Raw genomic sequence first — 15316 nt, 5'->3', positions numbered from 1 at the left:
TTGTCTGTCGTTGTCCGTGGGTGGTCTCGCCGGGAATGCCGGGTGCCCCGTGCGCTACGACATCGCCGCCGCGCGATGGATCGCGTCGGTCGCCGTGCGAAGCTCCCGCGCGAGCGCTTCGCCCTCGTGCTCGTCGGAGGCCCATGCGACATAGCCGTCGGGCCGGATGAGCGCCGCGCCGACGTCCGCCCACCGCACGCGGTGCTCCGCGCTCGCCGTGGTGGGGCGGAACCGCCTGATCCGGCCGGTGGCATCGCCGAGGTCCAGATCCCGGGCGTCGAAGCCCTTCACGCGCCCGAAGTCCACCAGGACGTACTCGCCCCGGTCGAAGAGCGCGAACAGCTCGTGCCCGTCGGCGAAGCGGAGGTTGGGGGCGCGGAGGCCGATGAGCGGATGCGCCGGATCCGTCGGCGGGTACTCCACGTGGAGGCCGGAGAGGCGCTCGGTGAGGGCCTCCTTGAACTGCGGCCGCTCGGCGATGACGCGTGCCAGGAACGACCTGAGTTCCTGGCCTTGCAGCGTGAAGTCCATGAACAGGGCGGTCTGGGCCTGGCTCTGTTCGAGCAGGGTCTCGCCCACCGGATGGCGTTCCGCGTGGTACGTGTCCAGCAGCGTCTCCGGGGCCCAGCCGTTACAGGTCGCGGCCAGCTTCCATCCCAGGTTCATGGCGTCCTGGACGCCGACGTTCAGGCCCACGCCACCGGCCGGCATGTGCTGATGGGCGGCGTCGCCCACCACCAGAACGCGGCCCTTGCGGTATTCCCGGGCGATCCGGCTGGTGTTGCCGTAGCGCGAGAGCCAGGACGGGCTGTGCATGCCGAAGTCGGTGCCGCAGACGCGCCTGACCCTCGTGCGAAGCTCGTCCAGCGTGAAGTCGTCCGGCCAGTCGGTGCGGACGTCCTCGGGCGAGTGCACCGCGAACCGGTAGAGATCGCCGGGCATGGCGACGCACATGAAGGTGCCGTCGAGGCTCCATTCGCTGATGACCGGGCCATCCGGCGGCTCGGACAGGCGCACATCGCCCAGGGCGCCGAGCGCGGTGGACGGCGTACCGTCGAAGTCGATTCCGGCGCTCTCCCGGACCGCGCTGCGGGTGCCGTCGCAGCCGACGAGATAGTCCGCCCGGAGGGTGTATTCCCCGTCCGGGCCCTCGGCCGTCACGGTCAGCCCCGCGTCGTCCTCGGCGAACGTCACGAAGCGGTGGCCACTACGCATGTCCGCGCCCAGTGCGACGGCTCGCTCGCGCAGCAGCTCCGTCGTCCGGGCCTGCGGAAGCGTCAGGGTGAACTGGAAGTCCGTGTCGAGGGTGGTGAAGTCGAGCCGCTCGTCGAGGATCGCGAAATGTCCGCTCGGGAGCTGTCCGCCCTCGGCCAGCATCCGGTGCTGGGCGCCACGGAGCGCGAACGTCTCGATGGTGCGGGGATGGACCGTGAGCGCCCGCGAGTGCGGCGAGATGTCCGGGTCCTGTTCGAGGACGACGGTGGGCACGCCCGCGAGCCGCAGCTCGCACGCCATCCATGTCCCGGTCGGTCCCGCGCCCGCGATAACGACTGTGTCCGGCATGACACGCTCCTTCATCGGCGGTGCCTCTTGGTCATTGACCAATGAATGGCGGTGAGGCTAACTTCCGGATGGCGACGTTGTCCACAGGAGCCGGGGAGCGCCATGACCGACGAAACCATCCCGACCGATGCGTGGCCGGTCTTCGACGCGGCCGGCGCCATCGCGGCGCGTGCGGGCTTCGACGTCGTCTACACCGGCAAGGGTGTCCTGGGCGCCACCGACAGCGTCCCGAAAACACGGTGAAGTCTTTTCGGTGTGGCCGTCCGCGAGTCGCGGACGGCCACACCAAAGGTCGCCGCCGCTGCAACAACTGACGACCGAATCCCCTGTTGCGTCGAGTGGCAACGGCCGGGGAAGCCTGGTGTGAGAAGTTCGGGCCCGGGCGTCACACGCCCATGCGTGTGCGGGGCGCCGTGTGCGCACGGCCAGGGCGGCGCGGAAGAGGGCCTGCTGGATCTCCCCCGTGGACGACCGGGGTCATCTCCGCCTCCCTTCCGGACAGTTGCGCGGTGCCGTGACGACTTACCAGTACAGAGAAGCAGATGAGGGTGGGGGAGGCGCAATGCTGATCAAGGCTGCTACGTCGGACAGACGCAGGTGACGAACCCCGCGTGGGCAGTACCGAAGTATCCGGTGACCTGCGGGGCTACCTGATCGACGTTTCAACTCCAGCTGGGACAAGGTGAAATGGAAGCTCATAAGCGCCTTGTCGTCTCATCCCTTGACAGCCGACCATTTCGCTGAGGTCCCGTATTCGCTGCGCTGCAACGCGGCGGATCCCGTGCCGGGGCCGAGTCGGGTGGCAACGAGCCGAGGGAGAAGAATTTGAACAACGAAATTCCGGTTCACCTGCTGTGTGTGGAGGGCCCCGGCCGGGCCGGCAGCACGCGGCTGCCGGCCCCTGCCGTGGCCGTCGTGATCGTGGTCGTCCTCCTCACCGCCGCGATGGTGGTCTGCCGGATGCCGCTGGAGACGGTCATCAGCACCATCACCGCCGGTGGTCTCCTCGCGGTGGAGCTCCTCCGCCGCGCGATCGCGGCCCTCGCCCCCCGTTCCCGGACTCTGTAGAAGGAGAACCGGAATGGGGCGCACCCTGAGCGCCCACGCGGAGGCTGATCTCGCCGTCGGGCTGGCGCAGTGGCTGCGGTCACTGCGCCGGCAGGCGGGACTGACCTACCAGCAGATGGCGCACACGACACAGGCCGGCTTCGCCCCGGCCACTCTCTGGCGGGCCGCCCGCGGTACCACCGTGCCGCGCTGGCCCGTCGTCGAGGCCTTCGCCACCGCCTGTGGTGGCGATCTGGAGCAGGCTCGCCGGATGTGGGCCGCTGCCGCGGAGCAGCGCCGCTCCCTCCGCTCGGCCGTGCCGAGTGACCGCGGTGAGCCGGTCCTCCGTCCGGAATTCATCCACAACCCGGCGCAGCTGCTCCAGTCGATGCGCGCGATGCAGCTCGAGGCCGGTGGCCTGTCCCTGCGGGAACTGGAGGACAGGGCGACCTCCCACGGAGTGACGCTCCTGCCGCACAGCACCGTCGGCGCGGTACTCCGCGGAGAGCGGATGCCGTCGAGGATGCTGCTGATCCACTTCGTTCAGGCGTGTGGCGTCTCCCGCGCGCCCACCGGCGCCTGGGAGGACGCCTGGGCCCGGGCCGACGCCTACCGCCGCTGGGCCACGGGCAGCAACAGCCGTTCGGCGCACCGCGGCGCCCCTGGTGCACAGCACGACGACCATCAGCACGTGAGGGCCGCCTGAACCGCCATGGTCAGGCGAAGGGTCCCAGCCGCGCTCGGCGGCGGCTGGGGCCCTTCGCTGAGGTCCCGGCTTCGTCGGCCCGGTCATCGCGCCGGAGCGAGATGTCAGCGGCCAGTCCTGATTCCCCATCGGCGGCTGCTCAACGGGGAGCCACCTGGCCGCGAATGTCGCGGCAAGCGATGTTCGCGGGGCGTGCTGAGGGGGATGATGGCGGCTATGGCGCTGTCGACGCGGTTCACGGAGTTGTTCGGTGTGCAGCACCCGATCGCGCTGGCGCCGATGGGCGGATCGGCCGGCGGTGCGCTGGCGGCGGCCGTCTCTCGCGGCGGCGGGTTCGGGATGCTCGGCGCCGCGAACGGGGACCCGGAGTGGCTGGCCCGCGAGCTGCCGCTCGTCGCGGAAGCCGCCGGGCGGCCGTGGGGCATCGGTTTCCTCACCTGGCAGATCGACGTCGGCGCGATCGAGCGGGCGCTGGAGCACCAGCCCAGGGCAGTGATGTTGTCCTTCGGGGATCCGAGCCCTTTCGCTGAGCGCATCCGCGTGTCGGGCACATTGCTGATCATTCAGGTGACCGATCTGGAGGAGGCCAACCGGGCGGTCGGCCTGGGCGCCGATGTCATCGTGGCGCAGGGCACCGAAAGCGGTGGGCATGGGGCCCGAAAGGGGCGTTCCACCTTGCCGTTCGTGCCGGTCGTGGTGGATCTGGCGGCACCGGTGCCGGTACTGGCGGCCGGCGGGATCGCCGACGGCCGCGGTCTCGCGGCGGCCCTGGCGCTTGGCGCCGCGGGGGCGCTCCTCGGTACCCGCTTCCAAGCCACGGCTGAGGCCCTGGTGGATCCCTCGACCGCCGAGGCGATCGTCGAGGGACGTGGCGAAGACACCGAGCGCAACAGGGTGCTCGACATTGCCCGAGGCTCCAGGTGGCCGTCGAAGTACACCGCTCGCACCCTTGGCAATCGCTACCTCGACCAGTGGCGGGGCAGGGAAGCCGAACTCGCGGCAGACCCCAGGGCCAGACAGGAATACCAGCATGATGTGGCGCAGGGGAACCTTCCCTCGCTGCCGATGTGGGCCGGCGAGGCCATTGATCTGATCACCGACTTGCCATCCGCAGCCGACCTGGTAGCCACCCTGGCCGTGCAGGCTGAGGACGCACTCGACCGTGCCGGAAGACGCTGAGCGGACGCTGAGCGGACGCGGCGGTCGGCAGCGCCTCGACGGACGGGCCCGCCGTCCACGGCCGCCCCGGCCGCGGTGCTCCGGAACGATCACCTCCAGCTCCTCATGGTCATGGGCTCGCGTGGAGGTGGTTGCGTTCGCCGTTGTGGTCGAGGATGCACAGGACCTCGGCGGGCCCACGGTCGGCGCGCAGGGTGTGGGGGGTCATGGTGGAGAAGGAGGCGGCTTGACCCGCCTCAACGCGAATGACGCGTTCGCCGAGGTAGAGGACGACCGTGCCGGACAGCACGCGCTGACATTCGGCTGGCTCACCGGCGAGATTCTCCGACGCGCCACCGGCCTGCGGCCCCATGAGCTGCTGGCCGAGTACCTCTCGACACCCTTGGCAGCCGACGCCTGGATCGGTCTTCCCGCCCGCGTCGAGTCCCGAGTGGCCACCGTCCACCCCGCACCGGAGGTCGCCGATCCGGAAGCACTCGCCGGCGAAGGCTGGCCCGGTGTGCTCACTCCGCCCGGCATTCGCTTCTCCACCGGATTCCTCGTCAACGGATCCCCGGGCCGTCCCCTTCTCTCCGATCTCTCCTTTGGCCACGACGGAGCCAACGGCAGCCTCGGCTTCGCCGACGCCGGCGCCGCCATCGGTTTCGGCTACCTCAACAACCAACTGGCCAATCCCGTCGATGAACGAGCGAACCGCCTCACCGCGGCGCTCCAGCACTCCCTCAGGGCATGATCCGGCGAGAGCATCACGAACGGCCGCTCCACGCCCCAGCCATCCTCGTCCTTGACGTCATGGCCCTCGATTGCCGCGGCGACCTCGGAGCCGGTGCAGTTCAGAAGCCGGCTGTGAATGGCCATTGGGGCGAGGGCCTTGAGCATCCCGGTGCGCAGGGCGGCCTCTTTCAGGATGTCGATCAGGGCGACGGTGCTGGGCTTCGCCGATGACCGTTCCGCGGGAAGGCCCGCAAGGCGATATCGGCCGTCGCTCAGCGGATCGGCGAACGGCACGTCCCATGAATATGGGAACCCGGTGCAGGTAGCGCAGGAGCGAGCCGTCGGCCAGGTTGCCCACCTCGTGCAGGAAGCCGGTGGGCGTGATGGCGACCGCCTCCGCCCGCGCGGAGAGGCTCCCGTGGAGGGCGACTCGGGCGGAAACCCTCAGCTCTTCGACTCCATCAGCTTCCGGAGTCGCGCCAGGTCGTCGGCGACCATGCTGGCGTCGCGCTCGAAATCTGCGTCGCTCATCTGCGGCTGCCTGCGAAGGGTGAAAACCACTTCGCTCCCCGTCGCGTTGTAGATCACCCGGACAGGGTTGTAGACGGTCATCCCGGACGGCAGCGTGACGTGGTGGTCGAGCACGCCGAAATCGTTCAGGGGCGCGAAGGAGACCACGACACGCCCCATGGGGGAAGACGCCGCGACCCACTGATCGCCGATCTTCTCGATGGTGCCGCCCAGGCCCTGGGCCCACGCGGGCAGGTGGGCCGGGTCCGAGGCGTAGGCATAGACCTCCTCGGCCGGACGGTCGATGCGGATGCTGATGTGGCGGGATTCCAAGCCGGTGCTGTTCATGAACGCGACCGTACCGGGCCACCGTCGCGCGCTCTTGAACGAATCGGACCAGGCCCGCTCTCCTGTGATCCATCGGCCCGAGGCAGGCTCGGCGTTCTTTCCCATGACCAGCCGGACATGACCAGCCGGACACGATCGCTGGCACGCCGACGAGGTGCCAGCAGAGTGCGGTGCGGCACGTCCGGAACGACGTGTCACTGGCCGACGGGCCATCAGAAGTCGTACGGCTTCTCGGTGTTCCAGTTCAGCACGTCGGCCTCGTTCCAGCTGAACTGCGGCTTCTCACCCTTGGAGCCGACGGAGTAGAAGGGGCCGTCGTCACCGTCCGCGCCGCGCAGGGCGATGGCGAACGACTGCGCCGTCTGGTTCTCCGAGCCGTAGTCGAAGAGGTTCACCGCGCTGTATGCCTTGCCGCCGGGCTGGAGCGTGATGCGCTTGTCGCCGCCCGGGTTGTCCTTCTTCGAGTGCGGCAGTACAGCGTCATCGTCGCCGAGCTTCACGGCCGGGTACGAGGTGACCCAGCATGGCTTGGTGCCCTCGTTCGAGGCGGTGACCAGCAGGTGGTCGCCCTGCTGCCCGGCGAGCCGGTGCACCGCGGTGACCAGCATCTCATCGCCGCGGCACTGCTGGGCGCCGACGGTTGTGGCCTTGTTCGCGACCTCGTCCGTCCCGCCCGGGGCGGTCTTCGAGCGCGTGCCCGCCTTGGTGTCATCGCCGCTGTTGGCCTGCTCGGCGCCGCCCTTGCCGTCCCCGTTGGACGCGGACCGGCTCTGCGCGGAACCGGAGGTGTTGTCGCCGCCCGCCGCCTTCGAGTCGCCGTCGGCGCCGCCGCAGGCGGTCAGGCCCAGCGCCAGCGCGGCGGTGACGGCGGCCAGGGTGGCGGTACGAATCCGGGAAGTACGCATGATCGGGTTCCCCTGCGTTTCGTGCGGGAGTTGTCTTCGGCGGCTCCCGCGGTGTGCACACCACTTTTCCCGGGGCCGCTGACGTGTCGGAAACGCCTCACTCACGTTCCGCAAACAAACCGCACGCGAACGGGTGAGGCCGGTCCGCGGGCGGCCACCGGGCCGCAAGAACGCCCGGCCCACACCGCTTGTCGTTCAGCCTTCGGCCGCTTCGGTATGGGAGGCCATCGATGTCCGCAGGACGCGTAGCCATCGTTGGCAGACTTCATGGGTGACCGGGCCGAACGGCTCGGGGGTCGAGGATCACGGGATCATCCGAGGGTGGTGCGTTGATCACTTGAGAGTGCCGTCGTTTACCGGCACTCAGGTCAGAGGGGCGTTGCACTCATGACGGTGTGGCTCCTTGGGCTTCGCCGGGCTCTGGGCCGGCGATGGGCTCGATGCGTGGTTGGGCGAGTCGGGCGTAGTCGGCGCCCGAGATGGCCACTGACCGGTCGAGGCGGGCGGCGTTGAAGTAGAACTGCGGTCGGGCGACGACTGCGGGGTCGGCGACGAGTTCGAGGTCGGGATCGAAGGCGAAGGGAAGGACGGTGCCGGGAACGGAGTGGGCCAGCCGTTCGGCGGTGGCGGCGTCGCTGAACCCGGCATAACGGGCGTTGAACAGTGTGCGGACGGCATCCAGGTCGACGCGCCGGTCGCCGGGGACGACCGCCAGCACATGGCGGGTGGTCTTCTTGTCGGTTTTCACTCTGAGGACGATGCACTTCGCTGCCTGGGAGGCGGGGTGTCCGCGCAGGGCGCTGACCGAGTCCGTGGTGCCGTCCGGTTCGTGATCGATGAGCCGGTAGGGCGTCTGGGTGGTCTCGAGCAGGGTGATCAGGCGCTGGTAGGTGTCATTGTCGGGCACGCTTCATCCTCTTTCCCGGTTCTCGCTGTGGTGGTGCGGTGGGTGCGTTCGATGGCCTGGCCCCAATAGGTTCCGGCGACCATGAGCACGGCGCCGAAAGTGGCCCAGAGGGTGAGCCGTTCGCCGCCGAGGCTGATCCCGATGGCGACAGCCCAGATCGGTTCGGTGCCCAGCAGCAGGCTGGCCCGGCTGGCGGAAGTGCCTTGCACTGCCCAGGTCTGGGCGAGGAAGGCGAACACGCTGCAGAACAGGGCGAGATAGATCAGCTGGGTCCAGGTGGTGACACTGCTGTGGACCAGGTCAGGCAGGTGGGTAACGGCGAGCGGCAGGAACAGGGCCGAGCCGACGACGGTCTGGGCGGTCGTCAGGTGCAGCGAGTCCATGGGACGGCCCGCGGTGAGCCGTCCGACGAGAGCGACGTGCCCGGCCCGGACGACTGCGGCGGCGAGCATCAGCACGTCTCCGAGTCGTGGTGCGTGCAGCCCGGTGCTGGAAGTGAGCAGCCCGACGGCCACAACGCAGAGTCCGGCGGCGAGGAAGAACGTCCACGGCAGCCGGCGGCTGCCGGTGCGGTCCAGCAGCGGTGTCAGCACGATGGTCAGGCTGATGATCAGCCCGGCGTTGGCGGCGCTGGTGTGCGCCACCCCGTAGGTCTCCAGCACGAGCACGGCCGCCTGGGTGACTCCCAGCAGCGACCCGACGCGGACCTCCGCGCGGGTCCAGCGGCGCCTGTAGCGGCGGGAGGTGACCAGGGCTCCACACGCGAGCGCGGAGATCGCGTACCGGGCGAACAGGACCGCCAGGACCGGGAGTGCGACGGTGGCCGTCTTGGCCGCGAGATAGCTGGAACCCCAGACCAGCGCGACCAGGAGAAGTACCGCATCGGTGCGGCGGGCAACATGCATGCCCCCACGCTGCCCCACCAGTATGTTGAAGGCTACAACCAACTACTAAAGCTAAGGTGTAGCAGAACTACACTGTCAGAGTGGATGAACGGCAGCTGCGCATCCTGCGCGAACTGGGAGACCTGGGCAGCGTCAGCGCGGTCGCCGAGGCACTGCACGTGACGCCTTCCGCGATCTCGCAGCAGCTGCGGCTGCTGCAGCGCTCGATCCCCGTCCCGCTCACCGAACGCGCCGGACGCCGGGTGGTACTGACCGACGCCGGGCAGGCCCTGGCCGCGGCGGCCATCAAGGTCGAGACCGCCCTGGCCCAGGCCCGGCACGTGATCACCGACTTCGCCGGCCAACCCGACGGCGACGTATCGGTGGCCGCATTCCACAGCGCGGCGTCCGCCTTCTTCCCGCCTCTGCTGCGCAGCCTCGCCCACCCCGGCCGCCCCCGCCCGGCGCTCGCCGACGAGGACGTCGCCCAGGACCGCTTCCCCGCCCTCACCCGTCACTACGACCTCGTGCTCGCCCACCGCCTCGACCACGGCCCCTCATGGCCACGCACCGTGACCTCCACCACGCTGCTGCGCGAGCCCCTCGACGTCGCCCTGCCAGCCGGCCATCTGCTGGCGTCCAAGCCGCTCCTTACGCCGCGGGACGTGGCGGACCAGCCGTGGATCACGGTCCACGACGGCTTCCCGCTGATGTCCACCATCGAGGCCATCGCCGGCGTCGCCAACCGCCGACTCGACATCGTCCACCGCATCAACGAATTCGCGGTGGTGGCCGAGGCTGTCGCCGCGGGCGGCGGCATCGCGCTGATGCCCCGCTGGACTGCCCGGCCGCACCCCGATGTCGTCCTCAGGCCGCTGAGCGAAGTACACGCTCGACGCGACATCGACGTCCTCCACCGGCCCGAGCGCACCGCCCGAAAGGCCGTCCGAACGGTCCTTGCCGAGTTGCACCGCGCCGCCGCACAGATCCAGGGCCGGGACCGCTGAGACACCCACTACCGCTACCGGTATCGGTGTGCACATGCCGAGGAACAGCTGGTGGCGATCAGACGGCCTTCGCCGGTCCGGTCAGATCGGCGGCGCCCGCAGGGGAGCGCGGCGCGGGAACTCCGGCCGCGGCAGCAAGGCGAACGGGATCCTGCCCATGCGCGGGCGCCCGGTCCTGTGAGCTGACCGGTTCCAGGGTGGCCACGACGTTGGTGAGGGACGGGCCGCGGCGCCGACGGCGATCGCCTGCGCGGTCAGCTCGGCGCCGTGGGTACTGGCGCCGCGCAGGCAGGCCACTCGGCCATTCCGTCGCCTCGCGGTGACGAAGGAAGAGGGTCATCTGGCCGAGGTCGTGCGCTACACTTGATCTTGCTGTAGCCGCCCGAACTCCGGGCAGCCGGTTACGCGTTGGTGGTCCAAGGAAAGACGCCCCGCTTCCTGCGGGGAGATGCAGGTGCAAGGCCTGCCCGGCGCTCAGAAACGAGCCCACCCCGCTTATGGGGTGGGCTCGCGTGGTTTCACGGCACTCACGCGCAACAAGGACAAGGCTGGCGGCGGCGACCTCCTGATCACCGAGATCGGTGCGGACTTCTGGCTCCGCAAGCACCACCCACGGCTTCGGTCTCCCATTACTCCGTCAGCCACGCTGCCGTCGAGGCAGGAGCCTGGGAACGGTGCTACGAATGCGCCACCGACTGTCCGTACATGGGTGGAGTCGAGGACTGGTGGGGGAATACATGCGGGGCGCTGGCAGCCGGCCATGGGCAACAGCGACACCCACCTTGAAGGTCAGATCGGCATCCCGCACACCGTGGTGTTCGCCGAGGATCTGAGCACGCCGGCCGTCCTCGCGGGAATCCGCGTGGGCCGCAGTTGGATCGCCGAATCGGCTGCCGTCGATCTGTCGCTCACGGCCGTCGCCGCCGGCCGCAACGCGGGGATCGGCGAACGCCTGGCAACCCATGGGAAACCTTGCTGGGTGGTCCGTCGATCCCCTGCTGCCAGAGGCCGTCCGGGGTGAGGGACCGGGCCGCCTGGCCGGTGCCGAGCCTGGTGTCGAGCGATAGGAGCGTGCCGAGGGCGGCTGCCTGGTCGTAGTGGAGGTCGGGGCGGGGCAGATAGCGGCTCGGGCAGCTCGGACTCTTCGTCAGCGTCGCGCATGGCGGCATCCTGTCGTGGGCGAGGCCGTCCGACCAGCGATCTGGCCAGTCCGGCAACTCAGCCGGTCGGCTCGTCGCGGTGACACCCAGGACCACCATCGTTGGGCCACCTCTGCTCGCACGGAGAACACGTCAGCATGGCCGACTCCGTACCGCCCTGCAGCGGTTCACCTCCGCTCGCACGGAGAGTGCGAGCGCTTGTCTGTGTTGGTGATGCAAACCTCTTCTGTCCATGCAGGTCCATGCAGGTCGCGAAGGGTGCTCCGCAGGCAGAGGTGAGCCGCCGCTGTCGTACGATCCGCTGTCCGGCTCACCTCGGTGCTGGGTGCTACCCCAGGTCGAAGGTGTTGGGCAGCCCCAGTCGATAGCGCACCTCGTCGATCCGCTTCAGAGGTTCCATCTCCGGCGGCCGGAACAACTCCCAGATGTGACACCGCTCGGCGCCCGAATTGTCCGCGTCCAGGAGTGCGTTGACGGCGCGTCGCGCGGACTCGTTGGCGCCCTCCATGGTCGCCAGGTCCACATCCGTACGGACATAGTCGCCCGCGAGGAAGAAGTTCGGCACCGCTGTCCTCGCCGACGGGCGGTTGTAGAGGGTGCCGGTGGGGTGAATGAGGAGCTGTTCGCGGTTCCGTGGGTCGGGGCCGCCGAGGCCTGTCACCGCCGGGTCCATGAACCAGCCGAGCCGGTCCTCGTCCCTGAGTGTCGTCTTGCCGGAGTCGTTCAGCCCGTCCTTCAGCTGGGCCCACAGTTCGGCGACGATCTCGTCCTTGGTGCACTCACGGGCCGTCTTGCCGTACAGGATGCCGGGCTTGTCCCACTCGGAGATGATCGTGGACAGGCACTCATGGGCCTGCCCGTCTCCGTAGTCGCGCGAAAAGTCCCGTACGTCCCAGAACTGCGTCTGGCCGATTCCGGTGACCGCCCACGGGGAGTCGATGCAGTTGATGTGACCGTGCACGACGGGGGTGGGCGTGCGCAGGTAGAACATCACGCCGGTCATCCAGTCCGTCTTCAGCGCGTCGCACCGCCCGAGCTGCGGCTCGGCGGCGCGCAGGGCCGGGCCCCAGGTCGCGCGCGCGTGCTCGACCGGGAGGGCGGAGACGTAGTGGTCGGCGGTGACGGTGCGCTGCCGGCTGCCGTCGCGCGCCGCCACCCGTACGCCGGTCACCCGGCCGTCGCCGTACACCACCTCACGGACCTCGGTGCCGAGCACGAACTCGACGCCCAGGGAGCGCAGATGCCTCTCCCAGGGGTCGATCCACGCCTCGCTGGTCGGGGCGTTCAGCACCCGGTCGATGTCCCCGTCACCGTCCATGCCGCGGCCGAGCAGGCCCCACAGGAGGAGGGCCTCGATGATGACGCGGCCGACGGTACGGGTGGAGGCGATCTCGGCGCGGGTGGCGACGAGGTTGCGGGTCTGGCCGATGCCGAGGAGCACCTGGTACTCGCGGCTCATCTCGCCGGCCCGGATGAAGTCCCACCACGCGACCTTCTCCCACTGGTCCTCGCGGCGGGCGTCGCAACTGGTGAGGTGGACCAGGAGGCGGTCGGCGAAGTAGACGGCCTCGTCGGCGGGCAGGTGAGTGGCGAGGTCCAGCACCGACAGGATCTGGTCGCGGATCCAGGACGGGGTGAGGTCACCGGGGGCGGGCGGGGTGGTGGCCCGGCGGAGTGGGAAGTGCAGGTCCGGGCGGCCCGAGCCGTGCGCGAACAACGCCTCCGTACCGCCGCGGAGGTTGCCGTGGACGCCGCTCGCGTTGCCCGGGAAGGGGATGCGACGCATGGTGTCCGGCAGATTCCGGTAGAAGCCGGGGAAGAAGCGGAAGCCGTGCTCCCCGGGAAGCGGCTTGCGGCCGCCCGTTCCGGTCCCGGGGACGTCCATTGAGCGGGCCTTGCCGCCGAGGGCGTCGTAGTACTCGTAGACCGTGACCTCGTAGCCGCGTTCGACGAGTTCGTGGGCGGCGCTGAGGCCGGAGACTCCGCCGCCGAGGACGGCGACGCGCTTGCCGGAGGAGGCCGCGGCCGCGCTGCCGGCAGTCCCCAAGGCGCCGACCGTTCCCCCGCCGACGACTCCGGCGACGGCTCCTCCGGTCGCCGTCAGGAAGCGTCTGCGGCTGTGTCCGTTGTGCCCCTGGGACTGCTGCGCGTTGTCCGTTGTCATGAAGACCGCAGGATAGGGAGGGGCTCCGGAAGCCGGAAGCCCTATTTCCTGTCACCCACAGCATCCTCACAAACGCACGGAGGCAGCGATGCCGAGCGTGTTCGGGCAACCGGCCGGTCGACTCGCATCCGCGGCCCGTATCCGCGACTCGTATCCGCGGCCCGTATCCGCGGCTCGCACCCGAGGCGCGGCGCGGGCCGGCCGATCTGCGCCTGGGCCATCAGCGTGCGCATCACGCGCGGTGCTGTCTGTACCTGGCTGTAACGGTTGGCAGCATGGACATGCACGGGGCAGGAGCGAACCTGCGGGGGAGTGGAGTCCGGCGAGGTGGCTCTGGGGCGTCTTGTCGTAGCGGGTGGCCGGCCCGCCCCTGTTCGGCGGCGCGAAGCCTGGCCTTGTGGCGCCGTCGCAGGCGCCGTCGCCTCGGTGGCGATGACGTTGGGGCTGATCAGGTCCTGGGCCTTCAGCGCTGCCGGGTCCGCGGCGGCTCGCCGTCTGCGGACGGAATGTCAAGGGCGCGCGCCACCAATTGCCCTCGGCTGCGCACGCCGAACTTGGCGAAAATGGATTTCAGATGGTCCTGCACGGTGTACTGGGACATGGTCAGGGCGGAGGCGATTCCCGTCGACGACCGACCGGAGATCACCTGTTCCAGGATCTCCCGCTCCCGCGCCGTCAGCTCGTACGCACGGGCCAGTGTCCGAGTGATGTCGGAGACCGGTGTCGGCTGGATGACGACCGAGGCGCCACTGTCCGGCTCCCCGTTCAGCGTCGAACCCCACAACGACAGCCAACGTCCGGTGCGGGCCCGCACCCGCAGATACGCCTCCTCGCCTCGCCCCGCTCGGGCCGCCGCCGCCACCTCGTGGAGGGGCAGCGTGCCAAGCTCGTGCAGCCAGCGCCGCGCCGTTTCATTGGTGACCAGGGTGCGGCCGGCATTGTCGAGCACAAGTACGCCCGGGGCGGGCACGCCCTGCGCCGCGGGCGGCGACGTGTTGACGCAGGCGCGGCGCAGCGCCACCGCGACCGGCCGTGACAGCGCGCGTACCAGCGCCGCCTCCCGCGAGGTGAAGTCCGTCTGCTCACCGCGCCGGAACAGGGACACCGCGCCCCAGCACTCACCGTCCGCCAGGAAGACGGCACGCAGTTCGTGCTCGGCGCCGATGATCGGCAAGACTGTGCGGAAGCGGAGGCTCCGGCGCGGATCACCGCCCGTGCTGTGGCTGAGAATTCCGACCGTACGGCCGGTCCGCGCCAGATCGGCGAACTTGTCCACGTCGGCCTCGAGGTACTCGTTGTGCGAGGCGAGCGCCGCGTTGCCGGGCGGGATTCCCCCGGAGATGTCGTCGGTGATGAGTAGCGTCCACGGGTCGATGGTGCCGAAACAGAACGCGTCGTAGCGGACGTCCTGGCGCAGCCGGGCCATCACCCGGGAACGCAGCGTCCGCGAGTCCAGGCCGAGCCGGCATATTCGCTCGATGTCGTTCTGCAGCTTGCGCACCGGGAGAGTGTAAGGGCTGCCCTTCGACTGATTTTCGGCTCAGCCCCGGCCGTGCTCGCCGTCGTGCCCCGGTGGAACAGCCTTACCCGAGGTTTCCCAGATTTCTGGGATTCCAGGAGCCACAGCGCCCGCATAGCGTCGATCGAACCATCAGCCGGAGCGCGAAAGGATCGCAGTGAGTTCTCCCTATGTGGCCCAGGTCGGCGAGCATGAGCAACTGGAGTGGCTCGGTGGCGGGACCATGGAGGTTCTGCTGGACGCCAAGCACACGGGTGGCCATCTGAGTGTGTTCCGATCGACCGTGCCGACCGCTACGGCTTCCCCCGTGCATGTGCACCCCGACGAGGACGAGATTTTCGTGATGCTGCGCGGCAGCGGCCTGATCTGGGCGGGGGACCGCCGCTTCGAGCTCCACACGGGCGGCGTCGCCTTCTTGCCGCGCGCCGTCCCTCACGCGTACCGGTTCACCTCGGATGACGTCGACATGCTCGCGATCGCCACTCCCTCGGGCATGGAGGGTTTCCTCCGTGACGCGGGCTGGGACCGCGCCCGGCCGAAGCCGGCCGACTGGTCTGTGACCCCCGAGGCCCTGCGCAGGTCGGCCGCCGCGAACGGACAGGTCGTCCTCGGGCCTCCGCCGGCCGCCGACGAGATGATTCCGGCCGCTCTTCTCGATGTGCGGCAGTGACCAGGAACGTGTTCAGGAATATGACGGACGGAA

The 15316-nt window shown here is 69.6% G+C and carries 18 protein-coding genes; 8 read left to right on the top strand and 10 right to left on the bottom strand.

Features of this window, described 5'->3' with window-relative positions; all coding sequences use genetic code 11:
* Positions 1 to 54: 54 nt before the first annotated feature.
* A complete protein-coding gene (locus JK364_RS00565; protein WP_201846370.1) occupies positions 55 to 1563 on the bottom strand; it encodes an FAD-dependent monooxygenase in 1509 nt (502 codons plus the stop codon).
* Between the two features lie 102 nt (positions 1564 to 1665).
* Between JK364_RS00565 and JK364_RS00560 the strand changes: the two genes are divergently transcribed.
* The 4 genes from JK364_RS00560 to JK364_RS00545 all read left to right on the top strand — a co-directional run bounded on the left by JK364_RS00560 (position 1666) and on the right by JK364_RS00545 (position 4495).
* Positions 1666 to 1806, top strand: coding sequence for a hypothetical protein (locus tag JK364_RS00560; protein WP_201846369.1), 141 nt, complete (start codon positions 1666 to 1668; stop codon positions 1804 to 1806).
* A 582-nt stretch (positions 1807 to 2388) separates the two neighbouring features.
* A complete protein-coding gene (locus tag JK364_RS00555; protein WP_201846368.1) occupies positions 2389 to 2631 on the top strand; it encodes a hypothetical protein in 243 nt (80 codons plus the stop codon).
* Positions 2632 to 2644: 13 nt separating this feature from the next.
* Positions 2645 to 3316 carry a helix-turn-helix domain-containing protein gene (locus JK364_RS00550; protein ID WP_201846367.1) on the top strand — a complete coding sequence of 224 codons (672 nt, stop codon included), beginning with the start codon at positions 2645 to 2647 and terminating at the stop codon, positions 3314 to 3316.
* Between the two features lie 216 nt (positions 3317 to 3532).
* Positions 3533 to 4495, top strand: a complete 963-nt coding sequence (locus JK364_RS00545; RefSeq protein ID WP_201846365.1) for an NAD(P)H-dependent flavin oxidoreductase — start codon at positions 3533 to 3535, stop codon at positions 4493 to 4495.
* A 109-nt stretch (positions 4496 to 4604) separates the two neighbouring features.
* Here JK364_RS00545 and JK364_RS00540 read toward each other — a convergent pair whose 3' ends face one another.
* Positions 4605 to 4784 carry a cupin domain-containing protein gene (locus tag JK364_RS00540; RefSeq protein WP_307841183.1) on the bottom strand — a complete coding sequence of 60 codons (180 nt, stop codon included), beginning with the start codon at positions 4782 to 4784 and terminating at the stop codon, positions 4605 to 4607.
* On the opposite strand from JK364_RS00540, the gene JK364_RS00535 reads away from it, so the two are divergent.
* Complete coding sequence (locus JK364_RS00535) at positions 4722 to 5228, top strand: serine hydrolase family protein (RefSeq protein WP_201849009.1); 507 nt, start codon at positions 4722 to 4724, stop codon at positions 5226 to 5228. The genes JK364_RS00540 and JK364_RS00535 overlap by 63 nt on opposite strands.
* Here the strand turns inward: JK364_RS00535 and JK364_RS00530 are convergent.
* From JK364_RS00530 to JK364_RS00510, 5 genes are all read right to left on the bottom strand, one after another.
* Positions 5144 to 5503, bottom strand: a complete 360-nt coding sequence (locus tag JK364_RS00530; RefSeq protein WP_201849007.1) for a hypothetical protein — start codon at positions 5501 to 5503, stop codon at positions 5144 to 5146. The two genes, JK364_RS00535 and JK364_RS00530, sit on opposite strands and share 85 nt — an antisense overlap.
* 150 nt (positions 5504 to 5653) lie before the next feature.
* Positions 5654 to 6067: an SRPBCC family protein gene (locus JK364_RS00525; RefSeq protein WP_201846363.1), complete on the bottom strand. Its 414-nt coding sequence runs from the start codon at positions 6065 to 6067 to the stop codon at positions 5654 to 5656.
* A gap of 212 nt (positions 6068 to 6279) precedes the next feature.
* A complete protein-coding gene (locus JK364_RS00520; protein WP_201846361.1) occupies positions 6280 to 6972 on the bottom strand; it encodes a DUF4232 domain-containing protein in 693 nt (230 codons plus the stop codon).
* 385 nt (positions 6973 to 7357) lie between these two features.
* On the bottom strand, positions 7358 to 7879 hold the full coding sequence (locus JK364_RS00515; protein ID WP_201846359.1) for a YbaK/EbsC family protein: 522 nt from the start codon (positions 7877 to 7879) through the stop codon (positions 7358 to 7360).
* Positions 7849 to 8784 carry a DMT family transporter gene (locus JK364_RS00510; protein WP_201846357.1) on the bottom strand — a complete coding sequence of 312 codons (936 nt, stop codon included), beginning with the start codon at positions 8782 to 8784 and terminating at the stop codon, positions 7849 to 7851. Before JK364_RS00510 ends, JK364_RS00515 begins: the two co-directional genes overlap by 31 nt.
* A gap of 80 nt (positions 8785 to 8864) precedes the next feature.
* On the opposite strand from JK364_RS00510, the gene JK364_RS00505 reads away from it, so the two are divergent.
* Both JK364_RS00505 and JK364_RS00500 read left to right on the top strand, forming a co-directional pair.
* A complete protein-coding gene (locus tag JK364_RS00505; protein ID WP_201846355.1) occupies positions 8865 to 9770 on the top strand; it encodes a LysR family transcriptional regulator in 906 nt (301 codons plus the stop codon).
* Positions 9771 to 10530: 760 nt separating this feature from the next.
* Complete coding sequence (locus tag JK364_RS00500; RefSeq protein WP_307841189.1) at positions 10531 to 10791, top strand: hypothetical protein; 261 nt, start codon at positions 10531 to 10533, stop codon at positions 10789 to 10791.
* Here JK364_RS00500 and JK364_RS57975 read toward each other — a convergent pair.
* From JK364_RS57975 to JK364_RS00490, 3 genes are all read right to left on the bottom strand, one after another.
* Positions 10679 to 10939 carry a DUF6000 family protein gene (locus tag JK364_RS57975; protein WP_372461918.1) on the bottom strand — a complete coding sequence of 87 codons (261 nt, stop codon included), beginning with the start codon at positions 10937 to 10939 and terminating at the stop codon, positions 10679 to 10681. The two genes, JK364_RS00500 and JK364_RS57975, sit on opposite strands and share 113 nt — an antisense overlap.
* A gap of 319 nt (positions 10940 to 11258) precedes the next feature.
* On the bottom strand, positions 11259 to 13094 hold the full coding sequence (locus JK364_RS00495) for a hydroxysqualene dehydroxylase (protein ID WP_201846353.1): 1836 nt from the start codon (positions 13092 to 13094) through the stop codon (positions 11259 to 11261).
* Positions 13095 to 13557: 463 nt separating this feature from the next.
* On the bottom strand, positions 13558 to 14595 hold the full coding sequence (locus tag JK364_RS00490) for a helix-turn-helix transcriptional regulator (protein ID WP_201846351.1): 1038 nt from the start codon (positions 14593 to 14595) through the stop codon (positions 13558 to 13560).
* A gap of 175 nt (positions 14596 to 14770) precedes the next feature.
* Here JK364_RS00490 and JK364_RS00485 point away from each other — a divergent pair, with 175 nt between their 5' ends.
* Positions 14771 to 15283: a cupin domain-containing protein gene (locus tag JK364_RS00485; RefSeq protein ID WP_201846349.1), complete on the top strand. Its 513-nt coding sequence runs from the start codon at positions 14771 to 14773 to the stop codon at positions 15281 to 15283.
* Positions 15284 to 15316 lie beyond the last annotated feature (33 nt).

The organism is Streptomyces endocoffeicus, from assembly GCF_016741935.1.
Taxonomy (GTDB): Bacteria; Actinomycetota; Actinomycetes; order Streptomycetales; family Streptomycetaceae; genus Streptomyces; species Streptomyces endocoffeicus.
This window is presented reverse-complemented; position numbering and strand designations above follow the sequence as displayed.

Bases quoted from the DNA above. Each gene is read 5' to 3' on its own strand.
- JK364_RS00565 (WP_201846370.1), bottom strand. From the start codon at position 1,563: ATGCCGGACACAGTCGTTATCGCGGGCGCGGGACCGACCGGGACATGG.
- JK364_RS00560 (WP_201846369.1), top strand. From the start codon at position 1,666: ATGACCGACGAAACCATCCCGACCGATGCGTGGCCGGTCTTCGACGCG.
- JK364_RS00550 (WP_201846367.1), top strand. From the start codon at position 2,645: ATGGGGCGCACCCTGAGCGCCCACGCGGAGGCTGATCTCGCCGTCGGG.
- JK364_RS00545 (WP_201846365.1), top strand. From the start codon at position 3,533: ATGGCGCTGTCGACGCGGTTCACGGAGTTGTTCGGTGTGCAGCACCCG.
- JK364_RS00525 (WP_201846363.1), bottom strand. From the start codon at position 6,067: ATGAACAGCACCGGCTTGGAATCCCGCCACATCAGCATCCGCATCGAC.
- JK364_RS00520 (WP_201846361.1), bottom strand. From the start codon at position 6,972: ATGCGTACTTCCCGGATTCGTACCGCCACCCTGGCCGCCGTCACCGCC.
- JK364_RS00510 (WP_201846357.1), bottom strand. From the start codon at position 8,784: ATGCATGTTGCCCGCCGCACCGATGCGGTACTTCTCCTGGTCGCGCTG.
- JK364_RS00500 (WP_307841189.1), top strand. From the start codon at position 10,531: ATGGGCAACAGCGACACCCACCTTGAAGGTCAGATCGGCATCCCGCAC.
- JK364_RS57975 (WP_372461918.1), bottom strand. From the start codon at position 10,939: ATGCCGCCATGCGCGACGCTGACGAAGAGTCCGAGCTGCCCGAGCCGC.
- JK364_RS00495 (WP_201846353.1), bottom strand. From the start codon at position 13,094: ATGACAACGGACAACGCGCAGCAGTCCCAGGGGCACAACGGACACAGC.